We start from the raw sequence: 24647 nt of genomic DNA on the forward strand, positions 1-24647 counted from the left end.
GGAAACCCCGACGAGGGGGTTTCATATAAGCTCTACTGGCTTAGTTCACTAGCACACTGTTGAGTTCTCAAGCAACACACCCCGAACCAAACCCGGAATCAACCAGGCCAAGCTCGATGCGTTATTTCAAGCTTTTGTTTTTCCGGAGTCCAACTCTACACCCTGGGAAGCTCGAGGCTTCGTCGGGGGCTGGTTCAGCTCCGGAGGTTTGGGACCACCCACTCTACCACTACTGTGGGAGCTTGGTTCGTGTTCCCGGTGGCCGCCGGGTTTCCCTGGCGACGAAGAGAACATTACACGGCCCGAAGCAGCCCTCGAACAGGGGGGTCCCTTTTTTCGCGCCAAGCCCCTGACCTGCGTCGATCCGGCGGCCGAGACCCGAGGGCGGTCAGCCCGGCTCGCGCTCCCCGTGCGTCGCGATCACCGTGACCCCGACGAGGATCGCCGCGAGGGCCGCCGTCACGTGGATCGGCGCCGGGCCGAACGACGCCGCGAGCACGAGCACGGCCGCCGCCGGGAAGCCGATCGCGATCGGACGGCATTCGTTGGTCGGGCCGATGTGCAGCAGCCACACGCTGAGCAAGAAGATCGCGACCGGGATCGTCACGGCCAGCGCGGTCACGATGCCGCTGACGTGCACCTGCCCGCTGTCGAAGCCGACCGCCAGTTCCAGCCCGGCGCCGACGGCCGCGGCCGAACCGAAAATCAGGTAGTGCCCGTATCCCCAGCTCAACGCGGTCCACCGGGAGTTGCCGCGCTCGAGGCGGGCGTGCCCCGGCTGGTCGAAATACAGCCACCACATCGAGAACACCAGGACCAGGCCCGCGACAGCCAGCGACACCAGCTCCCCCGTGTGCTCGCCCTCCGCGATCCCCTCTTTCACCGCGTTGGTGGCGCTGAGCACGGTTTCGCCGAGCACGATCAGCGTGAAAAGCCCGTACCGCTCGGCGATGTGACGCGAGTGCCACGGAGTGGTGGTCCGCGCTTCCGCGAACGCCGGCACGGCGAGTTCCAGGACCAGGACGACGAAGAAGCCGACGAACCCCGCGGTGCCGGGAATCGCGAGCCGGACGATCCACAGGATCTGACAGGCCGTGATCCCCGCTGCGTAGCGGTACGCGGTCGTGCGCAATTCCGGTGACTGCCGCGCCGCGCGCAACCACTGTGCGACTGCCGCGAGCCGCATCAGGACGTATCCGATGACCACGATCGTGAAGTCGCCCGCGAAGGCTTTGTCCACGCCGGCCGCGACAGTCAGGCCGCCGGCGATCTGGACGAGAGTGGCCAGCCGGTAGGGCACGTCGTCGGTGTCGAACGCCGAGGCGAACCAGCTGAAGTTCAGCCAGCCCCACCAGATCGCGAAGAACACCATCCCGAAACTGAGCACCCCGTGCCCGACGTGGCCTTCGGAAAGCGCGTGGTGCAGTTGCGCGGCGGCCTGGCCGACGGCGACCACGAAACACAGGTCGAACAGCAATTCCAGCGGCGTCGACGCGCGGTGTCCTTCACTGGTGTCGCGCGCCCGCATCGGTCGGTACCACACCCGGATCCGGTTGCCCGGCGATGCCTCGTGGGCCATGAGCGCTCCCCTCTTCGCAGAACGCGGCCATCCCAACATGATCGACGGCCGTGCGCGAGCGCGACATTCCCGAGCAGCCGGAACCGGGTGAAACCGGACGTCTCAGCGCAGCCGGACCGCCAGTTCGAAGACCGGATCGTCGAGGGCGGCAGCCCCGGGATCGCACAGGAAGATCTGGCGCGGCTTCCAGTCGGCTTCGACGTCGTGGCCGGCCAGCCAGCGGTGCAGCGACTCGGCGCCGAGCGCGGTCATCATGTTCGCCTTCGGCACGGTGACGTAAGCCTCGCGGCCCGCGTCGTCGGTGCTGAGCGTCATCTCCGGAAAGGCGATGTCCCCGCCTTCGGGGTCGATCGGGCAGCAGAACTCGACCAGGCCGTCGCTGTCATTGCTGATTTCTCCGTGATAGCGCAGGAACGGCCGTCCGGCGCTGCCTTCCGGGCGCGGGACCGCCGGGCCGCCGAAGAAGGCGAACAGCGGGGCGGCGAACTCGCCGATCCGGTCGGCGGTCAGGTGCTCGGAGGTGACGAGCAGCGTGCGGGCGGGCATTTCGCGAACGGACACGTCGTACATCGGGGTTTCCTTCCCTGCCAGCTGGTCGAGGAAGAACCCGGCGAGTTCCCGCTTCCCGTGCCACGCCCGCTCCTGCTCCTCCCAGTACGCGCGGACCTCGGCCGCCGCTGCGTCCGGCGGCAGGTCGAGGACGGCCCGGATCCGCGGCAGCGGCATCTCGAGCCCGCGCAACTGGACGACGCGGCGGGCCCGGTCGAGCTGGCCCGGCGAGTACCAGCGGTAGCCGGTGTCCGGGTCGACGCGGGCGGGCGGCAGCAGGTTCGTCTCGTCGTAGAGCCGCAGTGCTTTGGGCGAAAGGCGGGCCAGGCGCGCGAACGCGCCGATGGCGAGCAGGTCCGTCATGGGTCTCCCTCGTTCGGAACGCTCTGAGCGTGGGGCCGTCCCCGAGGGGAAGGTCAAGAGGCACGGTCAGCGTTTTCGGCACGCGCGGAGCCGTGCGATCGGACCCCAAGACAACGGGCACACGGCACGGACAGCATTCGACACGTCCAGAGCCGCGCAGCCGGGCCTGAAGACAAGGTCGACCTGCACGGACAGAGTTCGACGCGCTCAGGGTCGTGCGACCTGGGTCCGACGACGACGTCGAGCGCCCCGGACAAGACCCGCTCGGAACCTCCGCGGGCAGCCCGGGGCGACGTCGAGCGGCATGGACAAGCCCCGGTCGGAACATCGGCGGCCGGCCTGCGGGCAAGGTCGAGCCGGGGAAGGGAAAGGCGGGCGGGCCCGGTTCCCCCTCGCCCGGGCCCGCCCCGTTGCCTTCGCGCGCACTCGGCCGGCCACTCCGGGCAGTGCCCCGGCGATTCGCCGTACGGTCCCCCGCGGACGCCGACGAATTTCGTACCGGAATGCGACTCCGGGTGTCCATTCCCCGGAACTTCGGACTCCCGGGCCGCTCGGCCGATCGACCCATCCCCGGTCGATCGAACGAATTGCCACTGTAGGTAGCCAAAGTGTCGTTCTGAAGGCTCCATAAGGTCTACTCGGTTGCTCTGAGTAGCACTAGGGCCGAAGGTCACCTGTCACCCGGATGGAGTATCACCTGGTGGCGGTAAGTAGCTCACCGAACAGGCAAGATAAGAGTTGCCAGATTACGTACGGTGAATATTCGCTGCGGACTGCGCAGCTTGGCGGTCCTCCGTCAGGATGGCACGCCTCCTGCGGGCGCGGAGTTCGAGGGTCGCGAACGCCAGCGCGACCAGCGTGAGGCCGGCCGCGCAGCACATCGCGGCGGTGAGCGCGGTCTGGTGCCCGGCCGCGGGAACCACCGATTCGAACACCGACGCCAGCACGGCCGTGCCGATCGCGGTGCCGATCCGCTGTCCGGTCTGCAGCGCTCCCCCGGCGACGCCGGCCAGCCGGTTCGGCACGCATTCGAGGGTGAGCGTCGTGTTCGGCGAGATCACCATCCCGCCGCCGATTCCGCCGATCAGCAGCGGACCGGCCACAGCGAATCCCGCGGCCGACGGCGGCACCCACTGCACGACCAACGCCACCGACAGCAGCGAGAGCGCGACGATGCTCAGCCCGGTGACGGTCAGCCTCCGGCCGAACCGGGTCACGAGCCGCCCGGCGACGGCCGCGGTCACGGCCGAGCTCAGCGCGAACGGCGTGACCGCCAAGCCCGACTGCAGCGGCGTGTATCCGAGCCCCTGCTGGAAGAAGAGCGCGAACACCAGCCAGATCCCGGCGAACCCGCAGAAGTACAGCGCCCCGACCGCCGCGCCGCTGGCGTAGCCGGGAGTGCCGGTGAAGAGCCGGATGTCCAGCAGCGGTGGCCGGTTCCTTCGCGTGACGCGCTGTTCCCACCACACGAACGCCGTGCCGAAGACGATCGCCACCCCGAACAGCCACCACAACCGGCCGAGCCCGCCCCGTTCGGACTGCACCAGCGGCAGCAGCACGCCGAGCACCGCGACGGCCAGCAGGACGATCCCGACGAAGTCGATTTCCGTGCGCAGCCGGAACTTCCGCCGGTCCGCGCGCGGCAGCAGCTTCATCGCGAGCCCGAACGCGACGACGCCGATCGGCACGTTCACGTAGAACACCCACCGCCAGCCGTCCGGATCGCCGAACAGCGCGAGGATCACGCCGCCGAGCACCGGCCCGACCGCGGTGGAGATGCCGACGACCGCGCCGAACATGCCGAAGGCCCGGCCGCGCTCGGCCCCGCGGAACAGATCCTGGATCAGGCCGCTGTTCTGCGGCGTCAGCATGCCCGCGGCACAGCCCTGGGCGAGCCGGGCGGCGACGAGCGTCGCCGGATCGGAGGCCGCTCCGGCGAGCGCGCTCGTCGCGACGAACGCGGCCAGCGCGATCAGGAACATCCGGCGGCGGCCCAGCGCGTCGCCGAGCCGACCGCCGGTGACCAGGACCAGGCCGAAGGTGAGCGCGTAGCCCGAGACCACCCACTGGATGGTGCCTGCGCCGGTGTTCAGGTCGCGCTGGATCGAGGGCAGAGCCGTGTTGACGATGCTGACGTCCAGCAACGTCATGAACCCGGCGGCGAGGGTGACCGCGAGCGCCCGCCAGCGGCGGGGGTCCGGCTCCGCCTCGGTCATCAGGTGTTGGCGGTGATCCCAGGGATGCCCTTGAGCTCACCGATGAGCATCGAACTGACCTTCACCGGGTAATCGTAAAGCGCGAAGACCGTCTGGTTCTTGCCGACGAGCTTGAGGTGCACCGGCGTATCGCCCTTGTGCGCCAGCAGCGTCGACTTCAGTTCGCTGACCACCGCCTGGTCGATCTTCTCCGCGGCGGCCAGCAGCACCAGCGGCGGTTCCTCGTCGCCGTTGCCGATCTCGGACAGGTCCAGCGGCACGAGCCCGCCGCCGAACACCGACATCTTGTCCTCGCGCCAGTTGACCCGGCCCTTCACCAGCACCGCGTTGTCCTCGACCAGGTCCGCGGCGAACATCGAGTACGCCTTGGCGAAGAACAGCACCTCGAGCGCGGCGTCCATGTCCTCGACGGTGCAGATCGCCCAGGGCTCGCCCTTCTTGTTGACCCGGCGTTCGAGCGAGGTGAGCAGGCCGGAGATGACGACCTCGCCCTCCTTCGGCGGGTCGGCGAGCAGCGCGGCGATCGGCTTCGGCGCGTGTTTGCGCAGGATGCGCTCGGCCCCGTCGAGCGGGTGCGCCGACACGTACAGGCCCAGCATTTCGCGCTCGTAGGCGAGGAGCTGCTTGCGCGGGTACTCCTCTTCGCCGAACTTGAGGTGCGCGAGCGGCGAGGACGACGGCGCTGCCTCGGCCGCGTCGCCGTCCTCGGCGCCGAACGAGCCGAACAGGTCGAATTGGCCCATTGCTTCCTGGCGCTTGAGCGGCACCACGGCTTCCACCGCGTCCTCGTGCACCTGGATCATCGACAGCCGCGTGTGGCCCATCGAGTCGAACGCGCCCGCCTTGATCAGCGACTCGATCACCCGCTTGTTGCAGGCCACCAGCTCCGACTTGTCCAGGAACTCGGTGAACGAGGAGTACTTCCCCTTCTCCTCGCGCGTCTTGATGATCGACTCCACCACGTTCGCGCCCACGTTGCGCACCGCGCCCAGACCGAAGCGAATGTCGCTCCCGACGGCCGCGAACCGCAAAGCCGACTCGTTCACGTCCGGCGGCAACACCTTGATCCCCAGCCGGCGACATTCCGACAGATAGATCGCGGACTTGTCCTTGTTGTCACCGACCGACGTCAGCAACGCGGCCATGTACTCCGCGGTGTAGTTCGACTTGAGGTAGGCGGTCCAGTACGCGATCAGGCCGTACGCGGCGGCGTGCGACTTGTTGAACGCGTACCCGGCGAACGGGAGAATCGTGTCCCACAGCGCCTTGACCGCTTCCGGCGAGAAGCCGCCCTCGACCAGCGGGCTGGACCTCATGCCCTCTTCGAAGCCCTCGTACTCCTTTTCGAGGACTTCCTTCTTCTTCTTGCCCATCGCGCGCCGCAGCGTGTCCGCTCGGCCCATCGTGTAGCCCGCGACCTTCTGGGCGATCTGCATGATCTGCTCTTGGTAGACGATCAGGCCGTAGGTCTCGGACAGGATCTCCCGCAGCGGTTCCTCCAGCTGCGGGTGGATCGGCTTGATCTGCTGCCGGTTGTTCTTGCGGTCGGCGTAGTCGTTGTGCGCGTTCATGCCCATCGGGCCGGGGCGGTACAGCGCGAGCACCGCGATGATGTCCTCGAACCCGGTCGGCAGCATGCGCCGCAGCAGGTCGCGCATCGCGCCGCCGTCGAGCTGGAACACGCCGAGCGTGTCGCCGCGGCCGAGGAGCTTGTACGACTCGGGGTCGTCGAAGCCGAGCCGGTCGAGGTCGATCTCCTCGCCGCGGTTGGCCTTGATGTTCTCCAGCGCGTCGCCGATGACGGTGAGGTTGCGCAGGCCGAGGAAGTCCATCTTCAGCAGGCCGATGGCCTCGCACGACGGGTAGTCCCAGCCGGTGATGATCGAGCCGTCGTCGCGCTGCCACACCGGGATCGCGTCGGTGAGCGGTTCGCTCGACATGATCACCGCGCAGGCGTGCACGCCGGCGTTGCGGATCAGGCCTTCGAGGCCGCGGGCGGTGTCGAAGATCGTCTTGCACTCTTCGTCGGTCTCGACCAGCGTGCGGACCTCGGCGGCCTCGGCGTAGCGCTCGTGCTTCGAGTCGACGATGCCCGACAGCGGGATGTCCTTGGCCATGATCGGCGGCGGCAGCGCCTTCGAAATCCGGTCCGCGATCGAGTAGCCCGGCTGGCCGTAGTGCACGCGGGCGGAGTCCTTGATCGCCGCCTTGGTCTTAATCGTGCCGAAGGTGATCACCTGGGCGACCCGGTCCGCGCCGTACTTGTCGGTGGCGTACCGGATCATCTCGCCGCGCCGGCGGTCGTCGAAGTCGATGTCGATATCGGGCATCGACATGCGCTCCGGGTTCAGGAACCGCTCGAACAGCAGCTTCTGCGGGATCGGGTCGAGGTTCGTGATGCCCAGCGCGTACGCGACCAGCGCGCCCGCCGCGGAACCACGGCCGGGGCCGACCAGGATGCCGACCTCCCGCGCGTGCTGGATGAGGTCGGCGGTGATGAGGAAGTAGGACGGGAAGCCCTTGCCCTCGATGACGCCGAGTTCGTAGTCGCAGCGCTCCTCGTAGCCGTCCGGGACGCCTTCGGGGAACCGCCACTTGAGGCCCTCGGCCACCTGATGGCGCAGCCAGGAAGCATCGGTGTGGCCTTCCGGGACGTCGAAGACCGGCATCCGGTCCTTGTGCGTGTACACGTCCTCGTACGACTCGACCCGCTCCGCGATCAGCAGCGTGTTGTTCGCCGCGCCCGGGACCTCCTTGTCCCAGTACTCCCGCATCTCGTCCGCCGACTTCAGGAAGTAGCCGTCCCCGTCGAACTTGAACCGGGTCGGGTCGTTCAACGTCTTCCCGGCCTGCACGCACAACAACGCCGAGTGCGTGTCCGCCTGGTCCTTCGTCACGTAATGCGAGTCGTTGGTGGCCAGCGGGGGAAGGTCCAGCAGCTTCCCGATCTCCAGCAGGCCCTCGCGCACCGACCGCTCGATCGGCAGCCCGTGGTCCATCAGCTCCAGGAAGAAATTCCCCGCCCCGAAAATGTCCTTGTAATCCGACGCCGCCTGGATCGCCGCCTCCCGCTGGCCCAGCCGCAACCGCGTCTGCACCTCGCCCGACGGACACCCCGTCGTCGCGATGATCCCCGCCGCGTTCTCCGCGATCAGCTCCCGATCCATCCGCGGCTTGCGGTAATACCCCTGGATCGACGCCAGCGACGACAGCTTGAACAAATTCCGCAAACCCGTCGCGTTCCCCGCCAGCATCGTCATGTGCGTGTACGCACCCGCACCCGACACATCGCCGCCCTCGCCCAGCTCGTCCGCACCCCGCTGGTTCGACTGCCCCCAGAACACCGGCTTCTTGTGAAACCGGCTTTCCGGCGCCACATACGCCTCAATACCGATGATCGGCTTGATCCCGTGCTTCTTCGACGTCTGAAAAAACTCGTCCCCGCCGTACATGTTCCCGTGATCAGTCATCCCCACCGCGGGCATGCCCAGCCGGGCCGCCTCCGCGAACAAGGGACCGATCTTCGCCGCACCGTCCAGCATGGAGTACTCGGTGTGGACGTGCAGGTGGACGAAAGAATCGTTCGACACCAGCGAAAACCTCCCCTAGGCAGACGGCTTCCCGGCTCCGGTCGACGCGGCGGGCCCGGGCTGCCCACCCTAGTCCGCCGCGAGTTCGGAGAGCGCCCCGGCATCCTCCCTCCGAACCGCCGGGCGCGGGCCCCGACGCGCCGGGCGGCGCACCGGACGCGTTCCCGGTGGTGATCACCGGTGCGCTCTCCCGTACCCGGACACAGTCGCACCCGGCACCGACAAAAACCGGGCCCGCCGGGAGCCGAGCGGCCGAGAGTCACCCGGGAGCGTGAACCAAGCCACAACCTCCCAGAAAGGGGCCCTCGCACCGCTTGACAGCGGCCGGGCCGGAACCGACGATCCGACGCGTGAACCTGTCTGACAGCCGGGCAGCCGGACCGCTCCCCCGGCGCGTCAGCGCGATGGAGGCCGTGCTCGGCTACCTGCGCGAGGCGATCGAACGCGGGGAGTACGCGGTCGGCGACCAGCTGCCGTCGGAGGCCGCGCTGAGCAGGCAGTTCGAGGTCAGCCGCTCGGTCGTGCGCGAGGCGCTGCGCGGGCTGCAGGCGCTCGGGCTGACCGTGTCGCGCACCGGCCGCGGCACGTTCGTCACCGCGAGCGGCCCGCCGGAGAACCCTACGTTCGGCGACTACTCGGCCCGCGACCTGGTGGAGGTGCGCCGGCACGTCGAGGTCCCGGTGGCCGCGTACGCCGCGCGCCGCCGCGACGCCGACCAGCTCGCCCGGCTCGCCGATCTCGTCGACCGGATGGACGCCGAGACCGCGGACGCCGCGTGGGTGGCGCTCGACTCACAGTTTCACGTCACGATCGCACGGGCATCAGGCAATCCGGTGTTCGCGAAGGTGATCGAAGAGATCCGCGACGCGCTGGCCCGCCAGTCGGCGTTCCTGAACCAGCTCGGCGGACGGCGGACGCAGTCGAACGTCGAGCACCGGCGCATCGTCACGGCGATCGCCGAAGGCGAAGAAGAAGCGGCGGCGGCCGCGATGACCGAGCATCTCGACCACGTCGAGAAGACCCTGACCACGATCGTACGGCCGGCCCGCGCCGGCGAAGCAGAAACAGGTACCACCGCGTGACTGAAGAAACCCTGCCCGCGACTGCCGAGGCGGACACCGCCGACGCGGGCGACGCCGGATACCGCAAGGCGCTGAAATCCCGGCACATCAACATGATCGCCATCGGCGGCGCGATCGGCACCGGTCTGTTCCTCGGCGCGGGCGGACGGCTCGCGCAGGCCGGCCCGGCGCTCGCGATCGTGTACGCGGTCTGCGGGCTCTTCGCGTTCTTCGTGGTGCGCGCGCTCGGCGAACTGATCCTGCACCGCCCGTCGTCCGGCGCGTTCGTGTCCTACGCGCGCGAGTTCATGGGCGAGAAGGGCGCGTACATCGCGGGCTGGATGCACTTCCTCAACTGGTCGACCACCGGCATCGCGGACATCACCGCCATCGCGCTGTACGCGCACTTCTGGTCGTTCTTCACGCCGATCCCGCAGTGGGTGCTGGCGCTGATCGCGCTGGCGGTCGTGCTGTCGCTGAACCTCGTTTCGGTGAAGCTGTTCGGCGAGATGGAGTTCTGGTTCTCGATCGTCAAGGTCGCCGCGCTGGTGCTGTTCCTGCTCGTCGGCATCTTCCTGCTGGTGACGCAGCATCCGATCGACGGCCACGCGCCCGGCCCGCAGCTGATCGCCGACCACGGCGGCGTTTTCCCGGCGGGCATCGTGCCGATGATCCTGATCGTGCAGGGCGTCGTGTTCGCCTACGCGTCGTGCGAACTGGTCGGTGTCGCGGCGGGCGAGACGGAGAACCCGAAGGCGGTCGTGCCCAAGGCGATCAACTCGATCATGTGGCGGATCGCGCTGTTCTACGTCGGCTCGGTCGTGCTGCTGGCGATGCTGCTGCCGTGGAACGCCTACTCGGCCGATCAAAGCCCGTTCGTCACAGTGCTGTCGAAGCTGGGCGTGCCCTACGCGGACAGCATCATGAACCTGGTCGTGCTGACCGCCGCGCTGTCCAGCCTCAACTCGGGCCTGTACTCGACCGGGCGAATCCTGCGCTCGATGTCGCTGGCCGGATCCGCGCCGAAGTTCACCGGCGTGATGAACCGCAACCAGGTGCCCTACGGCGGGATCCTGCTCACGTCGTCGGTGTGTGTGATCGGCGTCGGGTTGAACTACGTGGTGCCGAAGGACGCGTTCGAGATCGTGCTGAACTTCGCCGCCGTCGGCATCCTCGGCACCTGGGCGATCATCGTGCTCAGCCACCTGCTGTTCGTGCGGAAGGCCAAGCGCGGCGAGGTAACCAGGCCGCACTTCCGGCTGCCGTTCTCGCCCTACACCGAAATCGCGACGCTCGTGTTCCTCGCCGCGGTCGTCGTGCTGATGGGCTTCGACAAGACCGGCCGGATCACCCTGATGGCGCTGCCGGTGATCGTCGTCGCACTGGTGGTCGGCTGGTTTGCGGTGCGCAAGCGGATCGACATGAGCGCGTTCGACAAGGCAGAAGCGTCGTGACCCCGCAGGAACGCGAACCGCGGCACGTCCCGCTGGTCCATCTGCTGCGCGATGGCATGGTCGAAGGCGTACACCACGGTTCGGTCGTCGTCCTCGCTCCCGACGGTTCGACGCTGTTCGAGGCAGGCGATCCCGACGTCGCGATGTACCCGCGCTCGACCGCGAAACCCCTGCAAGCCGCCGCGATGGCACGACTCGGGCTGCGCCTGGATCCGCGCGGTTTCGCGATCGCCGCAGCCAGCCACTCCGGCGAACCACGGCACCTGGAGGCGGCGACCGCCGTGCTGACCAGCCGCGGCTTCACCGAAGCTGACCTGGGCAACCCCGCCGACCTGCCGTACGACCCAGTCGAACGGGACGCCTGGATCGCAGCTGGCCGGAAGCCGTCGCGCTTGGCGCACAACTGCTCCGGCAAGCACGCCGCGATGCTGGCCGTCTGTCAGGAGCAGCACTGGGACGTCCAGGGTTACCTCGATCCGACGCATCCGCTGCAGCGCGCGATCCGCGAAACCGTCGAGGACCTGACCGGGGAAACCGTGCCACGAGTGGCGACGGACGGCTGTGGTGCGCCGCTGTTCGCGCTCTCCCTGCGTGGGTTGGCGCGAGCTGCGTCGCGGATCGCGACCGCGCCCGACGGTTCGCCGGAATCGTTGGTGGCCAACGGAATCCGGCAGCACCCGGACCTGGTGGCCGGAAGCCGACGCGACGTCACCCGGCTCATGCAGACCGTGCCCGGGCTCATCGCGAAGGACGGTTTCGAGGCCGTGCAACTAGCCGCGTTGCCAGACGGAACCGCAGTAGCGTTGAAGATCGCGGACGGCGGCGACCGTGCCCGCCCAGCGGTGCTCGCGGCTGCGTTGGCACGAGCGGGCGTCGACGCGGAGTTGCTTGCTCCCTTCAGCGATCCCGCCCTTCGAGTGACGGACGCACTCGCCGCCTGACCGGCGCCGGCGCACCCGGCTATCGAGGCGCCCAGCCCCTCCTCGCGCACGACCGGGCACAATGTCGCCGCCAGACGACGAGCCCCTGACAACTCGCGTACGTTCGACCACGTGCTGAACCGAATCGTCGACCGACTGCTCGGTCTCCCCGCCGCCGAAGGCCCGGCGCCGATCGCCGACAAGGACCTGCGCATCCCGATGCCCGACGGCACGGACCTCCTGGCCGACCGGTTCAGCCCGCCCGGCCTGACCACCGGCCCCGCGGTCCTGATCCGCACCCCCTACGGCCGCACCGGGCCGCTGGCCAGGCTCTTCGGCGAAACCTTCGCCCGCCACGGCCTGCAGACAATCCTCCAAAGCGTCCGGGGCACGTTCGGCTCGGAAGGCCGATTCCGCCCGTTCCACCACGAGCGCGAAGACGGCATCGCCACCGCCGAATGGCTGCGCGCGCAACCCTGGTGCGACGGGCGGATCGCGATGGCGGGCGCCAGCTACCTCGGCCACACCCAATGGGCGATCGGCCCGTACCTTGACCCGCCGCTGGAAGCCATGTGCCTGGGAATCACCGCGTCGGAATTCGTCAGCACGTTCTATCCGGGCGGGGTGCTCGCGGCGGACAACATGGTGTCCTGGTCGGCCATGATCGGCAGACAGGAGGAGCGGTTCGCCCTGGTGCCGAACCCGCTGCAGACGCGGCGCACGCGCAACGCGATGGCGTATCTGCCGATCGCGGGCGCGGACGTGGTGGCGATCGGCAAACCGGTGCAGTTCCTGCAGGACGTCACCGAGCACGCGGACCCGGACGACGACTTCTGGGCGATGTCCGATCACAGCGCCGAAGTGGCGAAGCTCGAGGTGCCGGTCAGCATGGTCACCGGCTGGTACGACCTGTTCATCCGCGCGCAGCTGCGGGACTTCCGCACGCTGCAGGACGCCGGACGGTCGCCGCGGATCACCGTCGGGCCGTGGTCGCACGGCGAACCGGCCAGCTTCCGCGTGCTGATGCAGGACCAGCTCGGCTTCCTGCGCGCGCACCTCGCCGGCGACCGCACCCAGCTGCAGCGCTCCCCCGTGCGGATCTTCCTGCAGCAGGCGTCCGCCTGGCTCGATTTCGACCACTGGCCGCCCCCTTCCGAGCCCACGCACGCCCACCTGCGGCCGGTCGGCGGTCTCGGCGAAACGGTCCCCGGCGAGGCCTTGCCCACGCCGTTCGCCTACGACCCGACAGACCCGACCCCGGCCGTCGGCGGGCCGCTGCTGATGGGAAAGACGAAGCAGCGCGACAATTCCGCGACCGAGGCGCGCGACGACGTGCTGGTGTTCACCGGCGAACCGCTGGTGCACGACGTCGACGTGATCGGCGATGTGGCCGCCACCGTGTTCGTGCGGACCGAGCTTCCCGACGCCGACGTGTACGTGCGGCTGTGCGACGTCGACCCCGGCGGGATCTCGCGCAACGTCACCGACGGCATCCTGCGGCTCCGTCCCGGTTCACCGGAACCCGATGCCGACGGTGTGGTGCGGGCCGAGGTGGAGCTCGACCCGACCGCATACCGCTTCCGCCGCGGACACCGGTTGCGGGTGCAGGTCGCGGGCGGCGCGTTCCCCCGCTTCGCGCGCAATCACGGTACGGGAGAACGGGTTTCGTCCGCGGTGCGCAGCACGCCGAACCGGTTCGAGGTGTTCCACGACGAGACCCGGCCGTCCCTGGTGACGGTGCCGGTCTTCACTCGGTGACCTTTACTGGATAACGGCGCGCTGATGCGTCGTCAGCCTGCCGTCGTCGTGCAGCACGTGCAGCAGAAGCGACGGCGGGCTGTCGAAGTCCAGCGGCCCGCCCTCGTCCCAGCCGCGCCCCGCGCCGGGTTCCACCGGCAGCAGCGACCCGGACACCACGCCCGGCGCGATCCGCACCGGAACGCCCGCGAACTCGGCCGCCGCGCCGGTGTGCACGTGTCCGCACAGCAGCGCCGCGACGTCGGGATGCCGCTTCAGCACGGCGGCGAGCCGGTCTTCGCCGGTCTGGCGGATCCGGTCCACCAGCGGCACGCCGACGTCGAGCGGCGGATGGTGGAAGGCGACGAACGACGGACCGTCGTGCGCGGCGAGCGTGTCGTCCAGCCAGGTCAGCGTCTCGTCGGCGAGGTAGCCGGCGCCCTTGCCCGGGATCGTCGAATCGCACGACACGAGCAGCACCTCGGCCACCTTGGTCGCGGTGTTCACCGGGGCGTCGCTGGCCGGTTCTCCCAGCAGCGCTTCGCGAAACGACGCGCGCACGTCGTGGTTGCCGGGGCAGATCACCACGGGCACCGGAAGGTCGAGCAATTCCGCCGCGCGCCGGTACTCCTCGGGCAGGCCGTGATCGGCGATGTCGCCGGTGACGAAGACCGCGTCGACCGGCTCCTCGAGGTTTCGCAGGTACCGCGTCACCGCGGCGGCCCGTGCGTCGGCGCGATCGCCGCCGTCGAGGTGGATGTCCGAGAGATGCGCGAAAACCCGCACCGGATCAGCTCCCTTTCAAGTACGCCAACGCTTTCACCCAGTTCCGGACGAGCAGCGCGGACGCGCCGGGCAGGTCGTCCGCCCGCAGTGCCGCCGCGATCTCGCGGTGTTCGGCCACGCTCTCCGCCGCTCGGTCCCGACCGCCGAAGTATGCCGTCTCGTAGCGTTTCAGCAACGGCTTTGTCTGCTCGATCAAGCGCAGCAGATGCGGGTTGTCGCAGCGGGAAGTGAGCATCGCGTGCCAGCGGTCGTCCGCGGCGGGCAGATCGCAGGAATCGGCTATCTCGTCGGAAATCCGGTCGAGGGCGTCCGGGAGCGAGGCGAGTTCGAGCGGCGACGTCCAGCGCAGCGCGAGCGCTTCCAGTTCGGCGACCAGCGGGTACAGCCGGCGCGCCTCCTGCGGATCGAACGGCGCGACGAGGAATCCGCGGCCCGGCGCGGCGACGAGGAGCCCGCGGTCGGCGAGGCCGATCAGCGCCTCGCGCAACGGCGTCCGGGACACGCCGAGTTCGCTCGCCAGGCGGACTTCGTTGATCCGGGTGTCCGCGGGAAACCGTCCGTCGAGGACGCGCGCGGTGATCTCCTCGATAAGTTCACCGCGCATCAGTCTCTTGACCATGTGATGAGTATTGCACACAGATCACACGTACTGTATTCAGTTCATATGGCCCGCTCTTTCGATGTCGACCGCGCAAGGTACGAAACGCCCGGCTGCGTCGGAGTCGCGCACTTCAACAACGCCGGCTCCGCCCTCCCGCCCGCCCGCGTCACCGACACCGTGATCGACTATCTGCGCACCGAATCCCTGCTCGGCGGCTACGAAGCGGCCGAAGAGGCCAAGGACCGCCTCGACGGCGTGTACACCTCGGTCGCGCGACTGCTCAACGCCGCTCCCGAAGACATCGCGCTCAGCGACAACGCGACCCGTTCGTGGCAAGCGATCTTCTACGCCCTGCCGTTCGCGCCGGGCGACCGGATCCTCACCGCGAGCGCCGAATACGCCAGCAACGCCATCGCCTACCTGCAGATCGCCCGCCGCACCGGCGCGACCGTCGAGGTCGTGGGCAACGACGAAACCGGCCAGCTCGACGTCGACGACCTGCGCCGCCGCATCGACTCCGACGTGAAGCTCATCGCGGTGACCCACGTGCCCACGCAAGGCGGCTTGGTGAACCCCGCCGAGGAAATCGGCGCCGTCGCGCGCGAGGCAGGCATCCCGTTCCTGCTCGACGCGTGCCAGTCAGCCGGCCAGCTGGACCTCGACGTCGAACGAATCGGCTGCGACGCACTGACTTCCACCGGCCGCAAATACCTGCGCGGCCCGCGCGGCACCGGCTTCCTGTACGTGCACCCGCGTCTGCGCGACCGCCTCGAACCGGCGATGCTCGACCTGCACTCGGCCAAGTGGACCTCCCCCGCCGAGTACGTGGTCGACCCGACCGCGAAGCGCTTCGAAGTGTGGGAACGCGATTTCGCCGCCGTGCTCGGCCTCGGCGCGGCCGTGGACTACGCGATGGAATGGGGCCTGCCCGCGATCGAAGAGCGGGTCACCGCCTTGGCCGCGACTCTGCGCACCCGTCTGGCCGACCTGGACCGAGTCACCGTGCACGACGCCGGCGCGCGCAAGTGCGGTCTCGTGACCTTCAGCGTCGACGGACTGCCCGCGGACGAGATCAAGGACCGCCTGAACGCGGCGAAGATCAACACGAGCGTCGCGCACCCGTCGTCGGCCCAGTACGACTTCACCGCCCGCCGCCTGCCGGACCTGGTGCGCGCGTCGGTGCACTACTACAACACCGAGGAGGAAATCGACCGGCTGACCGGCGAGGTCGCCGCGCTCTCGCGGTAGTCGGAGATCACCCGTTTGACGCAGTATCCAGCACCGCCGAAGCCGCCTCTTGTCTCGCGTACACCCGCGGAGTGCGCTGCGGCCGGGCCTGTCGAGGGGGCAGGCCCGACGGGGCCGGGGGAGGAAAAGGCCTCCTGGATCGGGATTGATGGGGGAACCCGGTCCAGGGGGCTTTCTCTTGTGTTCGGGCGGCTGACGCACCGACCCTGCTCGGCCTCCATCACCGCGCACTGGCCGGACTGGAGGCAGGCGACCGGATCAGGAACGTGCTGAACCGGCAGCCTTCTCCTGGGACCACGGACCGGCCCACGTCGCCGGGTCCGGGAAAGCGTTGCTCGAACGACCGGGGACCCAGCCGTTTCCGGCGCGGCGGTCAGGCGCCGCTGGTGTGGTCCTTGTTGATGTGCGCCGGCGGAGCGGGCCAGTCGCCCACTTCCCCCATGAGGGTCTTGATCTGGCTCTTCGAGAGCGACTGCAGGACCTTGGTGGCCTTGGCCAGATCCCGGCCGTCGGCGTCCTCCTCGATGACCGCGGGATACGTGAACGCCTCGCCCTGCATCTCCACCGTCATCGGATCATTCACGACTGCACTCTTTTCCTGCTCGGGCGAACACAGTCCACGAACTGTAACACGGCTAAACAGCCTCTCCGATGCTCCGATTGTGGACGGAAGTAAGAGATCGCCTACGCAGTGCGAGGTACTGCATCCGCCTTTTGTGGTAGCGGCACCAAGCGAACATGCTCGCGGTCATCGCCGCCAGCGACAGGACCAGCCAGACGCCGTCGTGGATCGGCAGCGAAAAGCCGTCCGAAGCCAGCAAGCGGAGGTTGATCCTCCAGTGCAGCAATCCGGAATCCTGGAATACCGCGACCACCAGACCGGCGAAGGAAAAAAGCGTCGTGGCGCGCAACGCGAATTGCGTGGTCAGCGAAGCGCGCCGCAGGGCTTCGACGCCGAAAGCCTGCCTTGACCAGGAGGACAGCACTCCCGGAGCGGAAACCACGACCGCGACCACGCCGCTCTTGAGGTTGTAGTCCCCCGAAGAATTCACGAAAGTGATTCCCGCGACGATCAATCCCAGGGCGGACAAGAACAGCAGGGTCGCCGCGAGACGCAGGGTCGCGAAGGGGTTTTCGACGACATTCAGCACGTGGGTGTGGAGAATCCGCTCCATGTCGTAGCCGTTGCGGGCGTAAAAGTGCGCATACGGCAGCGCTCGATGGTCCCTGGCGCGCATGTAAGTCGGGATCATCGGCTTGTTGGTGTCGATAGGCCCGGAATTCTTCGTGGTGCGCTTGAAGCTTTCCTGCTGGATCGGCTCCAGTTCCGAGGCGCTCACCCGCTTGTGGATCTCATGGGTGTGCACGTAAAGGCCGTCCGGCAGCGAAATCCGCAGATGATAGCTCTCGCATTTGTACATCAGCGGGGTGGTCAGGGTGATCCGGGAGGGAAACTGGCCCCACCTGAACCGGATCTCCGCGGCCCAGTTCTGCCGCCATCCGCGCTCCGACTTGACCGCCTCCGACCCGTGCAGCGCCGTCGTGCGGCTGTACGTGATCTTCAGCGCCGCTTTCGGCTCGTCGACCAGCGCGTACAAGACGTAATTCGTCCGCAGCTGCGCCACCAGCCATTCGCCGCGCAACGGCACGGAATGGTCGTCCTCGGCCGGAGGCATCAGGTCGGTGACCGACTTGTCCTCGTGCGTGAGGCTGCTGGCCGGCCGCACCACCTCGTAGATGTCCGGAGCCACCCGGTTGCGCAGCTCCGCGAGAAACGCGGCGCCGTCGGGCAAGACCACGTCGTCGCCGCTGCCGACGTCGACGCCGCTCAATTCCTCCGCCGCCCGCGTGGTCAGCACCAGAGCCGCGGAAACGCGCAGGCTTTCGTCGTAGGAGAGCGTAGTCGCCGGTTTCGAATCGACCGTCACCTCCAGCCCGTCCAACAGCAGCCCCTTGGGGAAATCGGCCACCGGCACCAGCAGCGGACCCTTCTCCGGCACCTTCGGAATCCGGATGTCCTTGGTGACGGAGTGCTTCGCCAGCGGCCCCTCGGTCAGGATCTCCTCGGTGATGCGCAGGTTGGACTTGTGCGGCTCCAGCAGAAGCTCGACCGCCAGGTTCAGGTCGAGCGAACCGTAGTGCGCGTAGCCCTCGTCGAGCAGCTTCCGCACATACCAGGCGTTGATGTCGTCGTGGACCGATTTCCCGATGCCGTCTTCCGGATTCCGCGGGATTTTCTTGTGCCCGTACAGATAAACGAACCTGCGCGCGAACAGCAGCCAGTAGAGCTGGTGGACGAGACCGCAGAAGCCGACCACGCCGAGGCAGCTCCGCACGACGACGATCGGAAGCGTGCCGTCGTGACCCGGCCCCCAGGAAATCACCGCGAAACCCAGCAGGACGGCCGACAGCAGAAACACCGCGAGCCGGGGCGACGAGAACCGCCCGTTCGGAAATCCGGTGTCCTGCACGACTTTGTCGACCCGCGAGCCGAACACCTTCAGCGCCCGAGGAATACGCGTGCCGTGCCCGTCGCCCTCGCTCATGGGGCTCCCCTGTCCCGATGCGGCGTAATCTGCCTGTGCTAGTCGGCACGGCCCGGAAAGCCATTACGCCGATTGCCCGGCTTGACCCGTCTGGAGCAGCGCGCGACGGACCCTCCGCGACGATTTCGGCACCGCCCGGCCCGGGCCTCGCCACGGCACTGGAACGGACGCTGAGGCGGGCGAAGACGTCACCCGCCGGAAACGGGCTCCCGGACGCCCTTCGCGGCCTCCGGAGGCACTCTGGAGGGCGAAAACGACGAACCCCATCCAGTGAAGCTTTCACTGGATGGGGTCAGCCCGATCGTGGTGGGCGCAGCAGGGTTCGAACCTGCGACCGCTCGGGTGTAAACCGAGTGCTCTTCCGCTGAGCTATGCGCCCGCGCGCCGGAGCGGGAAACCCCGCCCCGGCGAGCGAAAGACAGAAATCAGGCAGTCAGTTCCTCGACGGCCTTCTTCCACCCGGCCTGGTCGCGCGCCTCGCCGGGCGCGTTGACCTCGGCGAAGCGGACCACGCCTTCGGTGTCGATCAGGAAGGTGCCGCGAACGGCGAGCCCGGCCTGGTCGTTGAACACCCCGTACTTCTGCGCCACCTCGCCGTGCGGCCAGAAGTCCGACAGCAGCGGGAACTGGTAGCCCTCGACCTCGGCCCACGCCTTGAGCGAGAACGGCGTGTCGACCGAGACGCCCAGCACCTGGACGCCCTTGCCGTCGTAGTCGCCGAACTCGTCGCGCAGCTGGCACAGCTCGCCGGTGCAGATCCCGCTGAAGGCGAACGGGTAGAACACCAGCAGGACCGGCTTGTCGCCCTTGAACTGCGACAGCGTGACCGGCTGCTTGTTGTAGTCGTTGAGCGTGAAGTCAGGGGCCTGCGAACCGACCTCGACGGCCATACCGGCGATTCCTCTCCAGAGCGAACACGAGCGTGCCGCCCACCCTATCGCGGCCTCAGCGCTGCTTGGCCTTCGAGGACTTCGGAGACACCAGCCGGGTGCCCAGCCAGCCAGGGCCCACGCTGATGTTCGCCGTCTGGGCGAGCCCGACCTGGGGCACCGCCTCGGCGATGTCGCTGGGCTCGACGTGCCCGGGCTGCCCGGTCTTCGGGGTCAGCACCCAGATCACGCCGTCCTCCTCCAGCGGACCGCGCGCGTCCACCAGCGCGTCCCCGAGGTCTCCGTCGTTGTCGCGCCACCACAGCAGCACGACGTCGATGACCTCCTGGGCGTCCTCGTCGAGGAGCTCACCGCCGATCGTTTCCTCGATCGCCGCGCGAACGTCGTCGTCGACGTCCTCGTCCCAGCCGATCTCCTGGACCACCATGTCCGGCTTGATGCCAAGGCTTTCGGCGACGCCGGCACTGCCTGCGTCTCCCGCGGCGACCACTGCTTCCACTCCTCCAACTACGACGGAGCGCGGCAGTAGGTCCGCCGCACTCGGATACACGGTTGTCGAACAGCGAACACTGACGCGGCGCTGCGCGCAACCGTCCACACCGGATCTTTGGCAAGTCGTGTCTGCAGCGTAGGGGCTTGCCGCCCGCTCGCCCGACTCCGGGTGGCACTCAGTACCCCACCACTGCGAAGCTCTCCCCGGGAGCCTCCTTTAGGGTGGAGGAGAGAAAACGCGCGCGCGATACACCGTGCGCGGGGAGTGGCGACACTCGGGCGGCCGATGTTACCGGGCAGTACAGGTGACGGGAACCCCAACCGGGACGACCATGGACGTCGGCGAACACTCCCGCCCACCAGCTACAACGGCTACAACCAGCTACAAGGAGACCCCTTGGCCCCGCAGAACGACGGCGCCTCCGGCAAGGAGACCCCGGCTCGCGTACGCGTCATCCGTGACGGACTCGCGGCGCACCTTCCCGACATCGACCCGGAAGAGACCAGCGAATGGCTGGACTCCTTCGACGAGGCGCTGGCCCGAGGGGGCCAGCAGCGGGCCAGGTACCTGATGCTGCGCATCCTCGAGCGCGCCCGGGAGCGCAACGTCGGCGTCCCGGCGCTCACGTCGACCGACTACGTGAACACGATCCCCACCGAGAACGAACCGTGGTTCCCGGGCGACGAGGAGATCGAGCGCCGCTACCGCCGCTACATCCGCTGGAACGCGGCGATCATGGTGCACCGCGCGCAGCGGCCGGGCGTCGGCGTCGGCGGCCACATCTCCACCTACGCCTCGTCGGCGGCGCTGTACGAGGTCGGCTTCAACCACTTCTTCCGCGGCAAGGACCACTCCGGCGGCGGCGACCAGGTCTTCTTCCAGGGCCACGCCTCCCCCGGCATGTACGCCCGCGCGTTCCTCGAGGGCCGCCTTTCCGAGCAGCAGCTCGACGGGTTCCGCCAGGAGTTCAGCCACGCGGGCGCGGGCGGCGGCCTCCCGTCGTACCCGCACCCGCGGCTGATGCCGGAGTTCTGGGAGAACCCGACGGTGTCGATGGGCCTCGGCCCGATGAACGCGATCTACCAGGCGCGGTTCAACCGCTACCTGCGCGACCGCGGCGTCAAGGACACCTCCGACCAGCACGTCTGGGCGTTCCTCGGCGACGGCGAGATGGACGAGGCCGAATCGCGCGGCCTGATCCACGTGGCCGCGGGCGAGGGCCTGGACAACCTGACCTTCGTGATCAACTGCAACCTGCAGCGGCTCGACGGCCCGGTGCGCGGCAACGGCAAGATCATCCAGGAGCTGGAGTCCTACTTCCGCGGCGCGGGCTGGAACGTGATCAAGGTCATCTGGGGCCGCGAATGGGACTCGCTGCTCTCGGCCGACCGCGACGGCGCGCTGGTCAACCTGATGAACGTGACGCCGGACGGCGACTACCAGACGTACAAGGCCAACGACGGCGCCTTCGTCCGCGAGCACTTCTTCGGCCGCGACCCGCGAACGAAGGAGCTGGTCAAGGACCTGTCCGACGCCGACGTCTGGAACCTCAAGCGCGGCGGTCACGACTACCGCAAGGTGTACGCGGCGTACAAGGCGGCCATGGAGCACCACGGCCAGCCGACGGTGATCCTGGCCCACACCATCAAGGGCTACGGCCTCGGCCCGTCGTTCGAGGGCCGCAACGCCACGCACCAGATGAAGAAGCTCACCCTCGACGACCTGAAGCTGTTCCGGGACGCGCAGCGGATCCCGATCAGCGACGAGGAACTCGAGAAGAACCCGAAGCTGCCGCCGTACTTCCACCCCGGCCCGGATTCGCCGGAGATCGAGTACATGCGCGGCCGCCGCAAGGCGCTGGGCGGGTACCTGCCGGAGCGCCGCCCGAAGACCGCCAAGGCGCTCGTGCTGCCCGGCGACAAGGTCTACGAGGGCGTCCGCAAGGGCTCGGGCAAGCAGGAGGTCGCCACCACGATGGCGATCGTCCGGCTCATCCGCGAGCTGGCGAAGGACTCGGAGATCGGCAAGCGGATCGTCCCGATCATCCCGGACGAGGCGCGCACGTTCGGCCTCGACTCGATGTTCCCGACCGCCAAGATCTACAACCCGCACGGCCAGACCTACACCTCGGTCGACGCGAGCCTGATGCTGGCGTACAAGGAGTCCGAGAAGGGCCAGCTGCTGCACGAGGGCATCAACGAGGCGGGTTCCACCGCGTCGTTCACCGCCGTCGGCACGTCGTACGCGACGCACGGCGAGCCGATGATCCCGATCTACATCTTCTACTCGATGTTCGGGTTCCAGCGCACCGGAGACGGCCTGTACGCGGCGGCGGACCAGATGGCTCGCGGCTTCGTGCTCGGCGCCACCGCGGGCCGCACCACGCTGACCGGTGAGGGCCTGCAGCACGCGGACGGGCACTCGCTGCTGCTGGCGGCGACGAACCCGGCCGTGGTGGCGTACGACCCGGCTTACTCGTTCGAGATCGCCCACATCGTCAAGGACGGCCTGCGCCGGATGTACGGCGAGACCGGCCCGGACGGCAACGGCGAGAACGTCTTCTACTACATCACCATCTACAACGAGCCCTACCAGCAGCCGGCCGAGCCAGAGAACCTGGACGTCGACGGCGTGCTCAAGGGCCTCTACCGGTACTCCGACGCCCCCGAGGGCGACGGGCCGGAGGTGCAGGTGCTGGTCTCCGGCGTCACGATGCCGGACGCGCTCAAGGCGCAGAAGATGCTGGCCGAGGAGTGGGGCGTGCGTGCCGCGGTGTGGTCGGCGACGTCGTGGGGCGAGCTGCGCCGCGAAGCGGTGGAGATCGACCACGAGAACCTGCTGCACCCGGACGCGACGCCGCGGGTTCCGTACGTCACGCAGAAGCTGGCCGAGGTTTCCGGCCCGGTCGTGGCGGTGTCGGACTGGATGCGCGCGGTGCCGGACATGATCCGCCCGTGGGTGCCCACCGACATGCTCACGCTCGGCACCGACGGGTTCGGTTTCTCCGACACCCGCCCGGCCGCGCGGCGCAAGTTCCTGGTGGACGCCGAGTCGATCACCGTCGGCGCGCTGTCCGCGCTCGCCAAGCGCGGCGAGTTCGACCAGGCGAAGGTCGCCGAGGCGGCCCGCCGCTACCGGCTCGACGACGTGGCGGCCGCCGGGCCGCAGACGTCCGACTCCGGCAACGCGTGACCGCTGCTTGACTCGGGGACCCCTCCAGGACGATGTTCTGGAGGGGTCTCTGCTTTAAGGTAGACATCGGATGTATCCGGATGCCTGACGAAAGGTGGTCGAGCGTGACCCAGCGTCGCCTGCCCCGGCCCAGCGAGCTCAAAGAGATCCTGCGGCCGAAGCCGATCGTGCTGAACCCGACCGATCGGCGCCTCGCGGGCGCGCACACGATCGCCGATCTGCGGATGCTGGCGCGCAAACGCACCCCGCGCGCGGCGTTCGACTACACCGACGGCGCGGCCGAACTCGAGGACAGCCTCCGCCGCGCCCGGCAGGCCTACCGCCGCGTGGAATTCCGGCCCAACGTGCTCCGCGGAGTGTCCGATGTGGACACCAGCAGGGAGATCCTCGGGAAGCGCTCGGCGCTGCCGTTCGCGTTCGCGCCCACCGGGTTCACGCGGATGATGCAGACCGAGGGCGAGCGCGCGGTGGCCCGCGTGGCGCAGCGCAACGACATGCCGATGGCGCTCTCGACGATGGGCACCACGTCGATCGAGGACCTCGCGGCGGCCGCCCCGGACGCGCGCAAGTGGTTCCAGCTGTACGTGTGGCGCGACCACGGCGCGGGCGAAGATCTGATGAATCGAGCGTGGGAGAGCGGGTACGACACGCTCCTGCTGACCGTCGACACCCCGGTCGCGGGCCAGCGGCTGCGCGACGTCCGCAACGGCCTCACCATCCCGCCCGCGATCACGCTGAAGACGTTCGTGGACGGCGCGATGCACCCGGCGTGGTGGTTCAACATGCTGACCACCGAGCCGCTGAACTTCGCGTCGCTCAACCGGTTCGGCGGCACCGTCGCGGAACTGCTGGACAAGCTGTTCGACCCGACGCTGAGCTTCGACGACCTCGACTGGGTGCGCCAGACCTGGCCGGGCAAGCTCGTGATCAAGGGCGTGCAGAACGTCGACGACGCGCGTGACGTGGTGAAACACGGCGCGGACGCGGTGCTGCTGTCCAACCACGGCGGCCGCCAGCTCGACCGCGCGCCGACGCCGATCGAGCTGCTGCCCGCGACGCTGGACGAGATCCAGGACAGCGCCGAGGTCTGGGTGGACACCGGAATCCTGTCCGGCGGCGACATCGTGGCCGCGCTCGCCCGCGGCGCGAACGCGGTGCTGATCGGCCGCGCGTTCCTGTACGGCCTGATGGCGGGCGGCGAGCGCGGCGTGCAGCGCTGCGTGGACATCCTGCGCACGGAGATGATCCGCACGATGCAGCTGCTCGGGGTCCGGCGGGTGGACGACCTGCGCCCCACCCACGCCACGCTCCGCTGAGCCCGACGTCCGTGAAGGGCTCCTTGAGGGAATCTGATTCCCTCAAGGAGCCCTTCACGGACCTTCAGCCCGGGTTGGTGCGGTCGGCGTAACGAGGTATCCAGCG

General features: G+C 68.6%; 17 protein-coding genes and 1 tRNA gene. 7 read left to right on the forward strand and 11 right to left on the reverse strand.

Going from position 1 to position 24647, the window contains the following annotated elements:
• Nucleotides 1-388: 388 nt before the first annotated feature.
• From ACFXI3_RS42180 to dnaE, 4 genes are all read right to left on the reverse strand, one after another.
• Entirely contained in the window at nt 389-1579 is a 1191-nt protein-coding gene (locus ACFXI3_RS42180) for a low temperature requirement protein A (RefSeq protein WP_378407425.1), read from the reverse strand.
• A gap of 102 nt (nt 1580-1681) precedes the next feature.
• The gene (locus ACFXI3_RS42185; RefSeq protein ID WP_378407427.1) at nt 1682-2491 is read right to left on the reverse strand and encodes a MerR family transcriptional regulator; all 810 of its coding nucleotides are present in this window, start codon (nt 2489-2491) and stop codon (nt 1682-1684) included.
• 746 nt (nt 2492-3237) lie between these two features.
• The gene (locus ACFXI3_RS42190) at nt 3238-4707 is read right to left on the reverse strand and encodes an MFS transporter (protein WP_344281292.1); all 1470 of its coding nucleotides are present in this window, start codon (nt 4705-4707) and stop codon (nt 3238-3240) included.
• Nucleotides 4707-8297 carry a DNA polymerase III subunit alpha gene (gene dnaE / locus ACFXI3_RS42195; RefSeq protein ID WP_378407429.1) on the reverse strand — a complete coding sequence of 1197 codons (3591 nt, stop codon included), beginning with the start codon at nt 8295-8297 and terminating at the stop codon, nt 4707-4709. The genes ACFXI3_RS42190 and dnaE overlap by 1 nt, the downstream gene beginning before the upstream one ends.
• A gap of 404 nt (nt 8298-8701) precedes the next feature.
• Between dnaE and ACFXI3_RS42200 the strand changes: the two genes are divergently transcribed.
• The 4 genes from ACFXI3_RS42200 (at nt 8702) to ACFXI3_RS42215 (ending at nt 13490) form a co-directional block, all read left to right on the forward strand.
• Complete coding sequence (locus tag ACFXI3_RS42200) at nt 8702-9379, forward strand: FadR/GntR family transcriptional regulator (RefSeq protein ID WP_378407445.1); 678 nt, start codon at nt 8702-8704, stop codon at nt 9377-9379.
• Nucleotides 9376-10812 (forward strand): amino acid permease, encoded by a 1437-nt coding sequence (locus ACFXI3_RS42205; protein ID WP_344272459.1) that lies wholly within the window; start codon nt 9376-9378, stop codon nt 10810-10812. Before ACFXI3_RS42200 ends, ACFXI3_RS42205 begins: the two co-directional genes overlap by 4 nt.
• On the forward strand, nt 10809-11753 hold the full coding sequence (locus ACFXI3_RS42210; protein ID WP_378407431.1) for an asparaginase: 945 nt from the start codon (nt 10809-10811) through the stop codon (nt 11751-11753). The genes ACFXI3_RS42205 and ACFXI3_RS42210 overlap by 4 nt, the downstream gene beginning before the upstream one ends.
• A gap of 111 nt (nt 11754-11864) precedes the next feature.
• Nucleotides 11865-13490 carry a CocE/NonD family hydrolase gene (locus ACFXI3_RS42215; protein WP_378407433.1) on the forward strand — a complete coding sequence of 542 codons (1626 nt, stop codon included), beginning with the start codon at nt 11865-11867 and terminating at the stop codon, nt 13488-13490.
• Between the two features lie 3 nt (nt 13491-13493).
• Here ACFXI3_RS42215 and ACFXI3_RS42220 read toward each other — a convergent pair whose 3' ends face one another.
• Together ACFXI3_RS42220 and ACFXI3_RS42225 are read right to left on the reverse strand one after the other, a co-directional pair.
• Nucleotides 13494-14255, reverse strand: a complete 762-nt coding sequence (locus ACFXI3_RS42220; RefSeq protein WP_378407435.1) for a metallophosphoesterase — start codon at nt 14253-14255, stop codon at nt 13494-13496.
• A 4-nt stretch (nt 14256-14259) separates the two neighbouring features.
• A complete protein-coding gene (locus ACFXI3_RS42225; protein ID WP_344272446.1) occupies nt 14260-14874 on the reverse strand; it encodes a GntR family transcriptional regulator in 615 nt (204 codons plus the stop codon).
• A 45-nt stretch (nt 14875-14919) separates the two neighbouring features.
• Here ACFXI3_RS42225 and ACFXI3_RS42230 point away from each other — a divergent pair, with 45 nt between their 5' ends.
• On the forward strand, nt 14920-16104 hold the full coding sequence (locus tag ACFXI3_RS42230; RefSeq protein WP_378407437.1) for an aminotransferase class V-fold PLP-dependent enzyme: 1185 nt from the start codon (nt 14920-14922) through the stop codon (nt 16102-16104).
• 373 nt (nt 16105-16477) lie between these two features.
• On the opposite strand, the gene ACFXI3_RS42235 is transcribed toward ACFXI3_RS42230, so the two are convergent.
• The 5 genes from ACFXI3_RS42235 to ACFXI3_RS42255 form a co-directional block, all read right to left on the reverse strand.
• Nucleotides 16478-16687 (reverse strand): hypothetical protein, encoded by a 210-nt coding sequence (locus ACFXI3_RS42235; protein ID WP_378407439.1) that lies wholly within the window; start codon nt 16685-16687, stop codon nt 16478-16480.
• Between the two features lie 52 nt (nt 16688-16739).
• Nucleotides 16740-18650: a hypothetical protein gene (locus tag ACFXI3_RS42240; protein WP_378407441.1), complete on the reverse strand. Its 1911-nt coding sequence runs from the start codon at nt 18648-18650 to the stop codon at nt 16740-16742.
• 304 nt (nt 18651-18954) lie between these two features.
• Nucleotides 18955-19029, reverse strand: a tRNA-Val gene (locus ACFXI3_RS42245).
• Between the two features lie 46 nt (nt 19030-19075).
• Entirely contained in the window at nt 19076-19540 is a 465-nt protein-coding gene (locus ACFXI3_RS42250) for a peroxiredoxin (RefSeq protein WP_020657595.1), read from the reverse strand.
• 55 nt (nt 19541-19595) lie between these two features.
• Nucleotides 19596-20030 (reverse strand): DUF3052 domain-containing protein, encoded by a 435-nt coding sequence (locus ACFXI3_RS42255; protein WP_067591158.1) that lies wholly within the window; start codon nt 20028-20030, stop codon nt 19596-19598.
• A 399-nt stretch (nt 20031-20429) separates the two neighbouring features.
• On the opposite strand from ACFXI3_RS42255, the gene aceE reads away from it, so the two are divergent.
• Nucleotides 20430-23225: a pyruvate dehydrogenase (acetyl-transferring), homodimeric type gene (gene aceE, locus ACFXI3_RS42260; protein WP_378407443.1), complete on the forward strand. Its 2796-nt coding sequence runs from the start codon at nt 20430-20432 to the stop codon at nt 23223-23225.
• Nucleotides 23226-23329: 104 nt separating this feature from the next.
• A complete protein-coding gene (locus tag ACFXI3_RS42265; protein WP_344272429.1) occupies nt 23330-24541 on the forward strand; it encodes an alpha-hydroxy acid oxidase in 1212 nt (403 codons plus the stop codon).
• The last annotated feature ends 106 nt before the right edge of the window (nt 24542-24647 follow it).

This window comes from Amycolatopsis sp. NPDC059235, assembly GCF_042754125.1.
In the GTDB taxonomy this organism is placed as follows: Bacteria; Actinomycetota; Actinomycetes; order Mycobacteriales; family Pseudonocardiaceae; genus Amycolatopsis; species Amycolatopsis albidoflava.

Bases quoted from the DNA above. Each gene is read 5' to 3' on its own strand.
- ACFXI3_RS42185 (WP_378407427.1), bottom strand. From the start codon at position 2,491: ATGACGGACCTGCTCGCCATCGGCGCGTTCGCGCGCCTGGCCCGCCTT.
- ACFXI3_RS42225 (WP_344272446.1), bottom strand. From the start codon at position 14,874: ATGGTCAAGAGACTGATGCGCGGTGAACTTATCGAGGAGATCACCGCG.
- ACFXI3_RS42230 (WP_378407437.1), top strand. From the start codon at position 14,920: ATGGCCCGCTCTTTCGATGTCGACCGCGCAAGGTACGAAACGCCCGGC.
- ACFXI3_RS42180 (WP_378407425.1), bottom strand. From the start codon at position 1,579: ATGGCCCACGAGGCATCGCCGGGCAACCGGATCCGGGTGTGGTACCGA.
- ACFXI3_RS42190 (WP_344281292.1), bottom strand. From the start codon at position 4,707: ATGACCGAGGCGGAGCCGGACCCCCGCCGCTGGCGGGCGCTCGCGGTC.
- ACFXI3_RS42250 (WP_020657595.1), bottom strand. From the start codon at position 19,540: ATGGCCGTCGAGGTCGGTTCGCAGGCCCCTGACTTCACGCTCAACGAC.
- ACFXI3_RS42200 (WP_378407445.1), top strand. From the start codon at position 8,702: ATGGAGGCCGTGCTCGGCTACCTGCGCGAGGCGATCGAACGCGGGGAG.
- ACFXI3_RS42240 (WP_378407441.1), bottom strand. From the start codon at position 18,650: ATGAGCGAGGGCGACGGGCACGGCACGCGTATTCCTCGGGCGCTGAAG.